This window comes from Sphingomonas bacterium (assembly GCF_903643035.1).
Classification (GTDB): Bacteria; Pseudomonadota; Alphaproteobacteria; order Sphingomonadales; family Sphingomonadaceae; genus Sphingomonas.
Genome location: NZ_CAHJWW010000080.1, coordinates 1 through 10496, shown reverse-complemented (window position 1 = coordinate 10496; position 10496 = coordinate 1). Strand labels below are relative to the sequence as shown.

Here is a 10496-nt window from a genome sequence, read left to right as displayed (position 1 = left end):
ATACCGACGGCCAGCTCGGCCGGCCGCTGCCCGCACCCGCGCAATGGGTGGTGCGGATCGCCGGGGTCGACCACGCGGTCCAGATCGCGGCGGACGGCGTCGCGGTCGACGGTGAGCCGATGGCCTTCGCCGCCGCCGGCTACGCGCCGGGCGACCGGCTGATGCGGGTAGAGACCGACGCGGGGTCGCTTGGCGTCCGCCTGAAGCGCACGCGCACCGGCTATCGCCTCACCGCGCGCGGGGCGAGCCACGTCGCCCGCGTCCTGCCCGCGCACGTCGCGCCGTTCGCGCACCACCTGATCGAGAAGGTGCCGCCCGACCTGTCGCGCTTCCTGCTGTGCCCGATGCCGGGATTGCTCGTCCGGCTCGACGTGGGCGCGGGTGACACCGTGGAGGCGGGTCAGCCGCTGGCGGTCGTCGAGGCGATGAAGATGGAGAACATCCTGCGCGCCGGAAAGTCCGGCACGGTCAAGGCGCTGTCCGCCGCGATGGGCGACAGCCTATCGGTCGATCAGGTGATCCTCGAACTGGAGTAAACCTGAATTGCTTGGCACCGGCCGGACGTGAACGTATATCGAACGCATGGCCCAGCTCGACGTCCGGCAGAAGCTCGCGATCCTCGCCGATGCGGCCAAGTACGACGCGTCCTGCGCGTCGTCCGGAACGGCGAAGCGCAACAGCCGTGACGGCAAGGGGCTGGGCTCGACGGAGGGCATGGGCATCTGCCACGCCTATGCTCCCGATGGCCGGTGCATCTCGCTGCTCAAGATCCTGTTGACCAACAGCTGCATCTTCGACTGTCACTATTGCATCAATCGCAAGAGCAGCAACGTGCGGCGCGCACGGTTCACGCCGGCGGAGGTCGTCAATCTCACCCTGTCCTTCTACCGGCGCAACTATATCGAGGGGCTGTTCCTGTCGTCGGGGATCATCCGGTCGTCCGACTACACGATGGAGCAGATGGTGGAGGTCGCGCGGTCGCTTCGCGAGGATCACCATTTCCGCGGGTACATCCACCTCAAGACCATACCCGACGCCGATCCCGCGCTGGTCCACGCGGCGGGGCTTCATGCCGACCGTCTGTCGATCAACGTCGAGCTGCCGACCGCCGCCGGACTGAAGCGGCTCGCGCCCGAGAAGGACGGCGGCCGGATCGAGGGCGCGATGGGCGAGCTGAAGACCGCCATCGCCGACACGAAGGAGGCGCGCACACGCTATCGGTCCGCGCCGCGCTTCGCGCCCGCCGGCCAGTCGACGCAGATGATCGTCGGCGCGGATGCGGCGACCGACGGCGACATCATCGGCAAGGCCTCGCACCTCTACGACCGGTTCGGGTTGCGGCGGGTCTACTATTCCGCGTTCAGCCCGATCCCCGACGCGTCGGCCGTCCTGCCGCTCCAGCGCCCGCCGCTGATGCGCGAGCACCGGCTGTACCAGTCGGACTGGCTGATGCGCTTCTACGACTATCGCCCGAACGAGGTGGCGGCGGCGGCGGATCCGGTCACGGGAATGCTGCCGCTCGACATCGATCCCAAGCTCGCCTGGGCATTGAAGTTCCGCGATCGCTTTCCCGTCGACGTCAATCGCGCCCCGCGCGAGGCGCTGCTGCGGGTGCCGGGATTGGGGGTGAAGGCTGTCGATGCGCTGATCGCCGCGCGACGCTGGCGGCGGCTCCGGCTGGACGACGTCGGTCGGCTGACCGTCTCGGTCGCCAAGGTGCGGCCGTTCATCGTCGCCGACGACTGGCGGCCGGTGCAACTCGCCGACCGCGCCGATCTGCGCCCGGTCGTCGCGCCCGTGGCGAAACAGATGGAACTGTTCGCGGCGTGAGGATCGCCACGCTCGCGGAGCCCGACGATTTCGACGGCTGGCGCGACGCTGCCCGCGCGCTCGCCGCCGAGGGCGTGCCGCCGGGCGAGGTGGTGTGGCAGGTCGGCGACGCGCCCGTCGACCTGTTCGCGGCCGAGCCCGATCCGCGTACCGCCGCGCCGCCGCCACCCGCCGGCGCGGCGGGATCGGTATCGCGCCTGTTCCTCGACGTCGCGCGTTCGGCGGCGCTGGCGAGCGATCCCGAGCGGTTCGCGCTGCTGTACGCCGCGCTCGTGCGGCTGCGGACGACCCCCAAGCTGATGGAGGACCATGCCGACCCGCTCGTCCGCCGGCTGGAGGGCCTTGCGAGGACGGTGCGGCGCGACATCCACAAGATGCGCGCGTTCCTGCGCTTTCGCGAAGTGACCGAGAGCGACGACGTGACGCGCTACGTCGCCTGGTTCGAGCCCGAGCATCATATCGTGCGCGCGAACGCGGCGTTCTTCGTCAACCGTTTCGCGTCGATGCGCTGGTCGATCCTGACGCCCGGCGTCTCGCTCCACTGGGACGGCGCTGCGTTGAGCGAGGGGCCGGGCGCGCAGAAGGGCGACGCCCCCGACGGCGATCCCGTGGAGGCGGTGTGGAAGACCTATTACGCGTCGATCTTCAATCCCGCGCGCGTGAAGGTGGGCGCGATGCTGAAGGAAATGCCGCGAAAATATTGGAAAAACATGCCCGAGACCGCGTTGGTGCCCGAACTGATCGCAGGCGCGAGGGCGCGGGAGCTGGAAATGATCGAGACGGCGCAGAATGACCGGACGGCCGACGATCGGACGGGCGTGGGCGGCAATGCCCAGGCCGCATGGGAGGCGCTGAAGGAGGAGGCGGCAGGCTGTACGCGCTGCCACCTCTACAAGCCCGCGACGCAGACGGTATTCGGCGAGGGGCCGGTCTCCGCGCCGTTGATGTTCGTGGGCGAGCAGCCCGGCGACAACGAGGACCTGCAGGGCAAGCCGTTCATCGGCCCCGCCGGCCAGATGTTCGATCGCGCGCTGGCCGAGGCGGGCATCCCGCGCGCCGATGCCTATGTCACCAACGCGGTGAAGCATTTCAAGTTCGAGCCGCGTGGCAAGCGACGCATCCACGCCAAGCCCGACGCGGGCGAGATCGAGGCATGCCGCTGGTGGATCGATCAGGAACGCATGCTGCTGCGCCCGAAGGTGACGGTGGCGCTGGGCGCGACCGCCGCGCGGTCGCTGTTCGGCCGCGTGGTGACGATCGGCCGCGAGCGGGGCAGGGCGCAGCGGCTGCCCAAAGGACCGGGGGGCGAGGATGGTGGCGAGGCATGGATCACCGTCCATCCAAGCTTCCTGCTGCGCATCCCGGAGCCCGAGCGGGCTCGCGAGGAATATGCCCGCTTTGTCGACGACCTGCGGCTGGTGAAGGCGGCGCTGGCGGCGTGAAGGCGGGCCAGGGGCGCGCCCGTCCCTGCCGGAGCTGGCGTCCCTGCCGGGGCTGGCGTCCCTGCCGGGGCTGGCGTCCCTGCCGGGGCTGGCGTCCCTGCCGGGGCTGGCGCCTTTGCCGGGGCCGGCGGTCCCGGCAAGGATCAGCCGTGGCGTCCGATCGGGATCAATATCCCGCCGCTGATCCCCACGGCGCCCTCATGGCCCGCGGCGAAGCTGCGACCGATGCTCGGCTCGACATACCAGCCCACCCGTCGCCCCCGCCACGGCCAGACCATGACGTCGAGCGCGGCTTCCAGGCCGGCATCGTCGCTGGTCCGGCCATTCGCGACCACATGGCTGAGGCTCGGGCCGGCTCCGACCATGATCTCGACCCGCCGCGACAGGGTGAAGGGCTTCTTGAACAGCAGGTCGAAGTCCCATTCGGTCTGGCCCCGGCTGAACAGGGGCGCGACACCGCCCTCGATCTCCAGCCAGCCCTCGATCGGCGTGAACTCCGCCGCGAGCGACGGGCCGGCGCCGACGGGGCCACCCTTCACCCCGCGCTCTGCCGCCGCGCCAAGCTCCAGGATCGCCGCCGGTTCGCGCTCGCCACCGGCCGCCTGTGCCGACGCCCGCCCGCTGTACGGCGCCAGCAGCAACAGCGCCGCGATGACGATTCTCCGCCGGTCCATGATCCCCCCATCCCAAATCGACAACGATGACGGGCGGTCCTATGCACCCTGAAGTGACTACAGGGTCAAGCAGCGGCGGATACAGGATCGGCGACCTAGCGCGGGCGACCGCTACCAGGGTCGAGACGATCCGCTGGTACGAACGGCAGGGGCTGCTGCCGGAGCCCTCGCGCTCGCCGGGCAACTACCGCTGCTATGGGGAGGCGGGCCTCTCCCGCCTGAGCTTCATCCGCCGGGCACGCGCGCTCGGCTTTTCGCTCGGCCAGGTACGGACGCTGCTTGGCCTCGCCGACGACCGGGGCGCGGACTGTGGTTCGGTGGACGTGCTGGCGGCGGATCACCTGGCCGAGATCGATCGCAAGATCGCCGATCTGACCGCACTGCGCCGCGAACTGTCCGACCTTCTGACGACCTGCAAGGGCGGTACGATCGCCGGGTGCCGCATCATCAACGCCCTGGCGCCGCACCGGTAGGGCGCCGGCTCCCGCCCGTTCACGGCGGCGATCGGACGAACGGGATCGTCCAGGCCGGTCCGGACAGACTCCGCGCCGGTCAGCCGAACGTCGCCGGATCCGGCCCCAGCCGGCCGCCGGGCGAGTCCAGCGCATCGATCGCGGCCATGTGCTCGTCGTCGAGCGTCAGGTCGAGCGCGGCGAAGTTGTCGGACAGGTGCTCGCGGTCGGCCGCCTTGGGAACGGCCGACAAGCCGTGCGCCAGGTGCCAGGCGAGCACCACCTGTGCCGCGCTACGCCCGTGCTTGCCGGCGATGCGGACGATCGCCTCGCGGCCCAGCAGGTCCTTGCCCTGCCCGATCGGGCTCCAGCTCTGCGTCACGATGCCGTGCGCGTCGTGGTAGGCGCGCGCCTCCCGCTGCTGGAAATCGGGGTGCAGTTCGATCTGGTTGACGGCCGGCGTGACGCCGGTCTCGGCGACGATGCGGTCGAGATGCTCGGGCAGGAAGTTGCTCACGCCGATCGACAGCGCCTTGCCGGCGTCGCGCAAGCCGATCATCGCTCGCCACGCGTCGACGTACTGGTCCTGCGCCGGCACGGGCCAGTGCATCAGGTACAGGTCGACCGCATCGACGCCGAGCAGCGCCAGGCTCTCGTCCAGCGCCGCCGCCGCGTCGTGCTGGCGGTTGTTCCACAGCTTGGTGGTGAGCCAGGCGTCGGTGCCCTTGACCCCGGCGCCGACCCCCATCTCGTTGTCGTACACCGCGGCGGTGTCGACCAGCGCGAAGCCGAGATCGAGCCCGGCGCGGACGATGGAGGCGGCCTGCGCATCCTTGATCTGCCAGGTGCCCATGCCGAGTTGCGGCATCGAGCGGCCGTCGTTGAGGGTAAGGTTCGTCATGCCCGTCGAACTGTCGGTCCGCGGGGCCGGTTCCCATCCGTCAGCCGGCTGGTTAGGGTCGGAACATGATCGAAGACATTCTGGGCCGGCTCGCCGGCATCATCACCGGCGTGATCGCCGCGGGCGGCTATCCGGGGATCATGCTGCTGATGGCGATTGAGAGCGCCTGCGTCCCGCTGCCGTCGGAGGTCATCATGCCGTTTGCGGGCTATCTGGTATCGACCGGGCATTTCTCGTTGTGGGCGGCGGCGACGGCGGGGGCGGTCGGATGCAACCTGGGGTCGATCGTCGGCTATGGGATCGGCCGGCGCGGCGGGCGGCCGCTGGCGCGGCGCTATGGCCGCTGGCTGCTGATCGGGCCGGGGGAGATCGACGCGGCGGACCGGTTCTTCGCGCGGTTCGGCGGCATCGCTGTGCTGGTCGGGCGGCTATTGCCGGTGATCCGGTCGTTCATCGCCTTTCCCGCCGGCGTCGCGCGGATGCGGCTGGTGCCGTTCCACGTCTGTACGTTCGTGGGAAGCTGGCCATGGTGCTTCGGCCTTGCGTGGGTGGGGATGACGCTGGGCGACCGGTGGAACAGCGATCCCCGGCTGAAGGCGTGGTTCCACCGAGCGGATGCGGCGATCGGCGCGGCCCTTGTGATCGTGGTGGCGGGATATGTCTGGCATCGGCTACGGGGCGCGCGCGAGGGCAGGGGGGCGAACTCACCCGAATAGCCAGCGTCCCGGCATCCGGTGCCGCCCGGTCCCGCGCCGCCCGAGCAGGATCGCCGGCGTCAGGCCGGTCGCGAACAGGACGGTCGCAAGGTGCAGCCAGATCAGCGTTGGAACCGCGCGCCATTCGGCCCGGCCGCGTCCGATCGCGACGAGCGCGACGGCGAAGAGCGCGAGCGACAGCCAGGCCAGCACCCGCTCGTACCCGTCCGCGCCGATCGACGGCGGGCGGCGGCGCGCATCCCCGGTCGGCGTCGGATCGATCCCGTGCGTGTCGCTCGCGGCGCTGGCCATCGTTCGTCTCCCGGCATGCACGGTGGCACACCGGGCGCGCGGATCAATAGCCCTTGAGGTCGGGCGTCGCGTCCTTCTCGCGCTGTTTGGTCTCGGCCTTGGCGATGCGTGTCTCCTGGCCGAAACAGCCGATGCCGCCGCCCGCGCCGACGGTGGTGCAGCTTCCCGTGCCGGCGGCGCCCGCCGACATCGCGACCGACTGGGTCCTGGCCCAGCTCTCGTTCTGCGGCGTCACCTTGAACTCGCGCAGCTGCTTGGGAATACGGAACTGTTCCGCGGCGCTGCGACGGACGCACACGACGACCTCGTTGCCGCTCCTGTCCGTCGGACAACGCTGGTCGCCGTAAAGCGTCAGCACGCCGTTGACGGATGCCTCGTGGCTCACCTCCGGCGGCGCCTGGAGCGTGCGGATGGGGGTCGCGTTCGGGTTCGCCGGGCCGACGCTCTGCGCCGCCGCCGGCCCGGCGAGTGCCGCCGGCAGCGCGGCGGCGATCAGCGATGCACGACGGACGGCCATCACTCTCTCTCCCTTCAGATCCGCTGCGCCGTCGCGATCGCGATCCGGCAGCCCGCGCGGATGACGGCGCTCATCAGCGGATAGGCGGGCGCCCGCTCGGCGCCGTGCGCGAGCGCGGTGTCGCGATGCTCGACCTCCTCCGCCTGGAACTCGACGATCGCGTCGGACAGCTCGGGATCGCTGGCGCCCAGCGCGACGAGCTGGTCGGCGTAATGCTTGTCGATCTCGGTCTCGACCGCCGCGGTGCAGGCCATCGCCGCCTCCGGCCCGATCGCGGCGGTGACGGCGCCCAGCGCGAAGCCGGCGACGTTCCACAGCGGCGCGAAGATCGTCGGGCGGACGCGACGCCTCGCCATCATCGCGTCGAAGAACGCGCGGTGCTTCTCCTCCTGCAGCGCCATGCCCGCGATCTCGCGCGCGACCGGGTGCCGGTCGCCCATGATGGCGAGCTGGCCGGCATAGATGCGGATCGCGCCGAACTCGCCCGCCTGGTCGACGCGGATCATCGGATCGCTCGCGGGGCGGCGGTCGCCCGGTTTCCAGTTCGGCGTCATCGCGCAGTCCTTCGGGTGAGAAGCAGTCCGATCGCCGCCGCGCCGCCCAGCGAGAACAGCGCGTTCCAGCCAGCGAGCGACACGCCCCCCAGCCGCCACTGGGCGGCGTCGCAGCGCACCACGGGCGCCGCCATGATCCGCCGCAGCATCTCGTCGGCGGACAGGCCCCTGGCGACGGTGGAGGTGCAGGCGCTGACATCGGTCCACCAATGCCATTCCGCGCCGGCGTGGATCACGCCGATCACCCCCGAAACGGCGATCGCCACTCCCGCCAGCGCGACGAGCGCGCGCCGGGGAAGCGCGAAGGCGAGCGCGGCCAGCACCAGCGCGGCGTAATGCGCCCACCGCTGCCAGTGGCACATCTCGCACGGCACCAGCCCGCCGATCAGCTGCGATCCCCACGCCCCCGCCAGCAGCGTGGCCGGCACGAGCAACGCGATCCGGCGCGCCGCCCGGAAGCGCGGGCCAACATCGCGGTCGACGGGCGCGCGTCGGACGTCCACGCGTTCATGCAGGTCGAGGGCGGCCATCACCGCCGCCGACGCGCGGAGACGGCCGTCGCCGCGACCTTCGCCGCCGGCGCCGTGGCGGGGGCAAGCCGGTTCAGCGTCTTCAACGCATACCAGAGCTGGAAGTCGGTGATCCCGTCCTTCTTCAGGCTGTCGGGCGTGGCGGCGAAGCGCGGGTCGGCGGTCGTGTCCTCCTCGAGCACCTTGTCATCCGCCTTTACCTCGTTGATGAGGTGGCGGCGCAGGTCAGCCTCGCGGAAGCTGGGCCGGGTCTTGTAGTCGGGGTCGTTCAGCTCGGGCACCGCGATGTCGGGGGCGATCCCGCCCTCCTGCACCGAGCGGCCGGACGGGGTGTAGTAGCGCGCGGTGGTGAGCCGCAGCGCCGTCTCCGGCCCCAGCGGGATCAGCGTCTGGACCGATCCCTTGCCGAACGACCGCTCGCCCATCACGAGCGCGCGATGCTGGTCCTGCAGCGCGCCCGCGACGATCTCGCTCGCGGACGCGGTTCCCGCGTTGACCAGGACGATAACCGGCGCGCCATGCGTGTCGTCGCCGGACTTGGCGTAATAGCGTTCGATGTCGCTCTTCTCGCGGCCGCGCTGCGACACGATCTCGCCATGGTCGAGAAAGGCATCGCCGACCGCGATCGCCTGAGTCAGCAGCCCGCCGCCGTTGTCGCGAAGGTCAAGGACATAGCCCAGCGGATCGTGACCGAGCGACTTGCCGATGCCCATGATCGCCGCGCGCGTATCGGCGCCGGTGTTCTCGGAAAAGGTGTTGACGTCGATATAGCCGATCTGGCCCTTCACCTCCCACTTCACCGGCTTCTGCGTGATGACCTCCCGCGTCAGCACGAGGTCGATCGGCTTGTCCCGGCCGGGACGCACCAGGGTGAGGGCGATCCTGGTGCCCGGCTTGCCGCGCATCGACCCGATCGCCTCGTCCAGCGTCTGGCCATAGATCAGCTTGCCGTCGATGTGCGTGATATAGTCGCCCGACTTGACGCCCGCGCGACCCGCCGGCGTGCCGTCCTGCGGGCTCATCACCTTGATCGCGCCATCCTCCATCGTGACCGAGAGGCCAAGTCCGCCGTAATTGCCTTCCGTCATGATCTTGAGGTTCTGGAAGTCGAGCGCGTCCTCGTAGCCGGAATGCGGGTCGAGGCTCGCGAGCATGCCCTGGATCGCGCCCTTGACGAGCTTGTCGTCGCTCACCTTGTCGACGTAATCGGCCTTCACGCGATTGTAGACGTCCAGGAACTTGTCCATCTCGCGATAGGTGCCGGTATCGACCGCCGCCATCCCCGCGGTAGTGGCGGGGATCAGCGCGAGCGTGGCGACCAGCGCGGCGGCCGGGACGAGATTGCGGAGCATTGGCGATCCTGTGCGGAAGACGACCGGTCTAGCCGATTTCCCGCGCTCCTCCAAGCAGCCGGCCGGTGAACCGGGTGTGTACGCTCAGCCGGCGAGCGTCCGCGCTTCCTCGACCAGCAGCACGGGCACGCCGTCGCGGATCGGATAGGCGAGCCCGGCGGCATCGGACACCAGCTCGCCCGCCGCCTCGTCCAGGCGCAACGGGGTGCGCGTGGCGGGGCACACGAGCCGTTCGAGGAGCCAGGGGTCGATCATTCTCCCTTTCCCCTCATGGGAGAGGGAAGGCGAGCGTCGATCACTGCAGCGTCACCCGGTCCTCGCCGTCGTGGCGACCGAAGAACTGGAGCAGCTGCACGATCAGCTCGGCCCGGGCCTCAAGGCCCTGCGCCTCCAGCAGCGCCTGCTTGGCGGCGGCGTCGAAGGGCGCGATCTGCGCGATGCCGTTGACGAAGGCGGTGTCGTCGAGCCGCGCGACCGAGTCCCAGTCCACCTGATACCCCTGCGCCTCCGCGAACCTTCGCGACTCCAGCTCCAGCGACGATCGCATCGCCAGCGCCAGCGACTCGTCCGCCACGACGGGCAGCAGACGGGCCTCCACCTGCCGGAACTGGGTGGTGACCTCCAGCTCGCGGACCACGCGGAACAGCGACAGGCCTTCGAGGATCAGGTTGTAGCGCCCGTCCTCCATCGCCTCGAACTCCGCGATCCGCCCCACGCAGCCCAAGTCGAACAGCGGCGGCCGGTCGGGATCGCGCGCAGTCACCGGGCGGGGCTGGATCATGCCGATGCGCCGGTCGCGCGCCATCGCGTCCGATATCATCGCGCGGTATCTCGGCTCGAAGATGTGCAGCGGCAGGTGCATGCCCGGAAACAGCAGCGCGCCGGGAAGCGGGAAGATCGACAGCCTGGTCGAGGGCTGGGCGGCGGCCGTCATCCGAACAGGATCGCGGACAGGCGCCGGCGCTGCTGTGCGACCCACGGATCCATCAGGCCCACGACTTCGAACAGCGCGAGCAGCTGGGTGCGCGCGGCGCCCTCGTTCCACGCGCGGTCGTCCTTTATCATCGCCAGCAGCGTCCCGGCGGCGGCGTCGCGTTCGCCGGCCGCGACCTGGCCGTTGGCGAGCTCGAAACGCAGGTCCATGTTCCCGGGCTCCGCCGCCGCCCTCGCCTCCAGCGCGGCGAGGTCGCCCACCGGCTGCGCGGTCTTCGCCAGCGCCAGCGCCGCCTGCGCGCGC

General features: G+C 70.5%; 15 protein-coding genes. 5 read left to right on the top strand and 10 right to left on the bottom strand.

Going from position 1 to position 10496, the window contains the following annotated elements; genetic code table 11:
* From HUV01_RS07045 to HUV01_RS07035, 3 genes are all read left to right on the top strand, one after another.
* Window positions 1-536 (top strand): biotin/lipoyl-containing protein (locus HUV01_RS07045; protein WP_302480030.1); only part of this gene is annotated, 536 nt, incomplete at its 5' end.
* A 46-nt stretch (window positions 537-582) separates the two neighbouring features.
* The gene (locus HUV01_RS07040; protein ID WP_174297592.1) at window positions 583-1830 is read left to right on the top strand and encodes a putative DNA modification/repair radical SAM protein; all 1248 of its coding nucleotides are present in this window, start codon (window positions 583-585) and stop codon (window positions 1828-1830) included.
* Entirely contained in the window at window positions 1827-3272 is a 1446-nt protein-coding gene (locus HUV01_RS07035) for a UdgX family uracil-DNA binding protein (protein ID WP_174297591.1), read from the top strand. Before HUV01_RS07040 ends, HUV01_RS07035 begins: the two co-directional genes overlap by 4 nt.
* Window positions 3273-3415: 143 nt before the next feature.
* On the opposite strand, the gene HUV01_RS07030 is transcribed toward HUV01_RS07035, so the two are convergent.
* Entirely contained in the window at window positions 3416-3946 is a 531-nt protein-coding gene (locus HUV01_RS07030; protein ID WP_174297590.1) for a hypothetical protein, read from the bottom strand.
* Between the two features lie 26 nt (window positions 3947-3972).
* Between HUV01_RS07030 and HUV01_RS07025 the strand changes: the two genes are divergently transcribed.
* On the top strand, window positions 3973-4419 hold the full coding sequence (locus HUV01_RS07025) for a MerR family transcriptional regulator (RefSeq protein WP_254606446.1): 447 nt from the start codon (window positions 3973-3975) through the stop codon (window positions 4417-4419).
* Window positions 4420-4498: 79 nt separating this feature from the next.
* Here the strand turns inward: HUV01_RS07025 and HUV01_RS07020 are convergent, their stop codons facing one another.
* Entirely contained in the window at window positions 4499-5299 is an 801-nt protein-coding gene (locus tag HUV01_RS07020; RefSeq protein WP_174297588.1) for an aldo/keto reductase, read from the bottom strand.
* A gap of 65 nt (window positions 5300-5364) precedes the next feature.
* On the opposite strand from HUV01_RS07020, the gene HUV01_RS07015 reads away from it, so the two are divergent.
* A complete protein-coding gene (locus HUV01_RS07015; protein WP_174297587.1) occupies window positions 5365-6015 on the top strand; it encodes a DedA family protein in 651 nt (216 codons plus the stop codon).
* Here HUV01_RS07015 and HUV01_RS07010 read toward each other — a convergent pair.
* The 8 genes from HUV01_RS07010 to HUV01_RS06975 all read right to left on the bottom strand — a co-directional run.
* Window positions 6004-6306 carry a hypothetical protein gene (locus HUV01_RS07010; protein ID WP_174297586.1) on the bottom strand — a complete coding sequence of 101 codons (303 nt, stop codon included), beginning with the start codon at window positions 6304-6306 and terminating at the stop codon, window positions 6004-6006. The two genes, HUV01_RS07015 and HUV01_RS07010, sit on opposite strands and share 12 nt — an antisense overlap.
* Before the next feature lie 43 nt (window positions 6307-6349).
* Window positions 6350-6823: a hypothetical protein gene (locus HUV01_RS07005; RefSeq protein WP_174297585.1), complete on the bottom strand. Its 474-nt coding sequence runs from the start codon at window positions 6821-6823 to the stop codon at window positions 6350-6352.
* Between the two features lie 14 nt (window positions 6824-6837).
* The gene (locus HUV01_RS07000) at window positions 6838-7377 is read right to left on the bottom strand and encodes a demethoxyubiquinone hydroxylase family protein (protein ID WP_174297584.1); all 540 of its coding nucleotides are present in this window, start codon (window positions 7375-7377) and stop codon (window positions 6838-6840) included.
* Window positions 7374-7907, bottom strand: a complete 534-nt coding sequence (locus HUV01_RS06995) for a disulfide bond formation protein B (protein ID WP_174297583.1) — start codon at window positions 7905-7907, stop codon at window positions 7374-7376. The genes HUV01_RS07000 and HUV01_RS06995 overlap by 4 nt, the downstream gene beginning before the upstream one ends.
* Window positions 7907-9259, bottom strand: coding sequence for a S41 family peptidase (locus HUV01_RS06990; RefSeq protein ID WP_174297582.1), 1353 nt, complete (start codon window positions 9257-9259; stop codon window positions 7907-7909). Before HUV01_RS06990 ends, HUV01_RS06995 begins: the two co-directional genes overlap by 1 nt.
* Before the next feature lie 84 nt (window positions 9260-9343).
* Window positions 9344-9514, bottom strand: a complete 171-nt coding sequence (locus HUV01_RS06985) for a Trm112 family protein (protein ID WP_174297581.1) — start codon at window positions 9512-9514, stop codon at window positions 9344-9346.
* 40 nt (window positions 9515-9554) lie between these two features.
* Entirely contained in the window at window positions 9555-10193 is a 639-nt protein-coding gene (locus HUV01_RS06980; protein ID WP_174297580.1) for an LON peptidase substrate-binding domain-containing protein, read from the bottom strand.
* Window positions 10190-10496 (bottom strand): tetratricopeptide repeat protein (locus HUV01_RS06975; protein ID WP_174297579.1); only part of this gene is annotated, 307 nt, incomplete at its 5' end. The genes HUV01_RS06975 and HUV01_RS06980, both read right to left, overlap by 4 nt.

Bases quoted from the DNA above. Each gene is read 5' to 3' on its own strand.
- HUV01_RS07015 (WP_174297587.1), top strand. From the start codon at position 5,365: ATGATCGAAGACATTCTGGGCCGGCTCGCCGGCATCATCACCGGCGTG.
- HUV01_RS06985 (WP_174297581.1), bottom strand. From the start codon at position 9,514: ATGATCGACCCCTGGCTCCTCGAACGGCTCGTGTGCCCCGCCACGCGC.
- HUV01_RS07030 (WP_174297590.1), bottom strand. From the start codon at position 3,946: ATGGACCGGCGGAGAATCGTCATCGCGGCGCTGTTGCTGCTGGCGCCG.
- HUV01_RS07005 (WP_174297585.1), bottom strand. From the start codon at position 6,823: ATGGCCGTCCGTCGTGCATCGCTGATCGCCGCCGCGCTGCCGGCGGCA.
- HUV01_RS06995 (WP_174297583.1), bottom strand. From the start codon at position 7,907: ATGGCCGCCCTCGACCTGCATGAACGCGTGGACGTCCGACGCGCGCCC.
- HUV01_RS07010 (WP_174297586.1), bottom strand. From the start codon at position 6,306: ATGGCCAGCGCCGCGAGCGACACGCACGGGATCGATCCGACGCCGACC.
- HUV01_RS07040 (WP_174297592.1), top strand. From the start codon at position 583: ATGGCCCAGCTCGACGTCCGGCAGAAGCTCGCGATCCTCGCCGATGCG.
- HUV01_RS06990 (WP_174297582.1), bottom strand. From the start codon at position 9,259: ATGCTCCGCAATCTCGTCCCGGCCGCCGCGCTGGTCGCCACGCTCGCG.
- HUV01_RS07000 (WP_174297584.1), bottom strand. From the start codon at position 7,377: ATGACGCCGAACTGGAAACCGGGCGACCGCCGCCCCGCGAGCGATCCG.
- HUV01_RS07020 (WP_174297588.1), bottom strand. From the start codon at position 5,299: ATGACGAACCTTACCCTCAACGACGGCCGCTCGATGCCGCAACTCGGC.
- HUV01_RS07025 (WP_254606446.1), top strand. From the start codon at position 3,973: ATGACGGGCGGTCCTATGCACCCTGAAGTGACTACAGGGTCAAGCAGC.
- HUV01_RS06980 (WP_174297580.1), bottom strand. From the start codon at position 10,193: ATGACGGCCGCCGCCCAGCCCTCGACCAGGCTGTCGATCTTCCCGCTT.